Source organism: Streptomyces sp. NPDC003032 (assembly GCF_053591415.1).
The window spans coordinates 1-2,274 of the sequence record NZ_JBSFTT010000114.1; the positions used below are offsets into that span (position 1 = coordinate 1).

Annotated in this window: 1 protein-coding gene; it reads right to left on the bottom strand. The window is 66.8% G+C overall.

Annotated features, from left to right (window positions below):
* Window positions 1-134: 134 nt before the first annotated feature.
* Window positions 135-1,727 carry an ISL3 family transposase gene (locus ACWDZ7_RS42725; protein WP_451804348.1) on the bottom strand — a complete coding sequence of 531 codons (1,593 nt, stop codon included), beginning with the start codon at window positions 1,725-1,727 and terminating at the stop codon, window positions 135-137.
* Window positions 1,728-2,274 lie beyond the last annotated feature (547 nt).

The following is a 2,274-nucleotide window of genomic DNA, read 5'->3' on the forward strand; positions in this document are numbered from 1 at the left end:
TGTCCCTGGTTGGGGCATCGATCTCAACCGAGATCCTCTGCCCTGCTGCCGCTGCCTGCGGTCAGAGCTGGGGACGTTCGTCCGTACGCAACTGGAGAGAAAAGTGGCTCCGGCAAGAATTTCGTAGACGGAGATCAGGGCGAGGTAGGTGGGTTGCAGCGTGGGTAGCGGCGGCGGAGGTGTGCGATCAGAACGACTCGTTGCCGGAGCAGGGGGATACCGGCTCGCCCGCCCATGATTCTCTTCTGGAGCTTCACGTCGGTGATGCGCCCTTCGTTGACCCCTGAGCTGAAGCAGGTGGTGATCCCCTGCACGACTGCTGCCTCGTCTTCGCGGATGGACTTGGCCAGGCTGGCCAGGGCCGGGAGGCCGGAGGCGGTGAGTCGGTCGAGCCAGGCGGGCAGCAGGGCGGCGTCCTGGGCATCGAGCATGGTGTCGAACTCGCGGACCAGCTCGTGAGTGCGCTGTAGTTCTGGGCAGTGTTCCAGGAGGCGGCAGAGCCGCTCACGGACGTGAAGGCCACGCTGGTCAGGGGAGGTAGCGATCCAGCGGGCGACTTCCCGCGGTGTGGCTGCCCGTTCGTGCACTTCTTCCAAGGGGAGCCCACGACGCAGGGGTTGAACAGCGAGTTTCACCTGCTGGTAGTGGCCCCGGTAGCCCTTGGCGGCGATCTCCTGGTGGAGGACTAAGGCATTGTGCTCGCCCTCGTCCCAGCGTTGGCGCAGATAGCAGAGATACGGATCGAGCGGTGTGGGCCTGCGCGGGTATTGACGCCGGATGCATTCCTGCCAGGTGGTGGCCCGCGCATACTTGCGGACGGTGCGCCGGTTCAATCCGAGTTCGCGGGCGATGGAGTGGTAGCTGCGGCCGCGGGCGGTGTCGGTCACCGCGTGCACCGCTTCGAACAGTCGCTTAGCGTGTCGTCTGGCGGGCGTATCGGCCGCCTCTGGGTTCCTGGCCTGCGCAGGCTCAGGGATGACAGGTTCGGGATCGGGCGTCGCGGCGGGCAAGCAGCTCCGGTGTGCGGTGGCGATCTCCTGCACCCGCCTGGACAGCCCCTGCCACAAATGAAAGCGGTCGCTGACCTGCAGCGCGTCCGGTGCGCCGGCGGTGATGCCCTGCCGGTAGGAGGGCGAGCCGTCCCGGCACACGATTTCCACGCCGGGATTCTCGCTGAGCCAGGTGCTGAGCGTCTGGGCGTCGCGGCCCTCCCACAGGGTGAGCGGGAGCCGGGTGCCGACGTCGACCAGCAGGGTCCCGTAGGTGCCCGCGTATAGGGCGAAGTCGTCCACGCCAAGCACCCGCGATGTGATCGCGGGCGGGAGTGGCACTCTCATCAGGTGGAACAGCACACTCGTGCGCGACAGCGTCGTGTTCAGGATGCACAGCAACCTCGCACCGCCGCGGCCGGCCAGGACAACGCCGAGAATCTCCACCAGGTGCTGAAGTAACGGAGTGCGGCGCTGGTAGCGCACGGTCAATCCGTCGACCTGCTCGGCGAAGGTGACCTTCATACAGGTCGGGTTCTCGCAGTACAAGCGCCGTACGCTCAAGTCGATGCGGACAGGCCGGCCGCCGAGAGCGGTATCGGCGAGGTGGCGCACATAGCGGCTGTGGACCCAGTCGCTCACGACACCGCAACCCGTACAGCACGCGGACACATCGCCGTGAGTGCGGGCCTGGATGACCACGGTGGGGCCCGTGGCGTCCACCGAGGCGACGACCACCGACGTCAAGTGCGGTAACAGCTCGAACAGTTCGTTGTCACACGAGGAGAGGATGCCCGCTGACCTGCATCCCGATAGCCAGAGTCTCGCCCTGATCTCCGTCTACGAAATTCTTGCCGGAGCCAGAAAAGTCCGTACGCCGACAACTGCGCGCACAGCACGTCGAAAGCGTTCGGCACGGGGAAAGACACGGACTGCTCGGCCATGCCGCCAGTATCTCCCGCAGACGCCCTTGTGGTCACCGTAGGCGCCCGCCCGGGAAAATACACCGGCTGAGCGGGCCGGGAGGTCAGGCATCGCGATAGCTCAAAGGCGCATGTCAGGAGCGCTGCCACGGGACAGGAGGGGACGGTGGGGTCGGTTTCTCCCGACTGCCTCTGCAGGGGACTCGGGCAGGCGGGCCACTGGCGCGGTCCGCGTACCTCGTCACTGGACGGCAGCAGGCCGTCGCAGGGAGGGCCGCTTCCGCCCAGCGCGTGGGTGGCTGGACGGAAGCGGGGCGGTCCCCTTCGGTTGGTTCTTGAGCACAAGGGGGCCGCACGCCTTC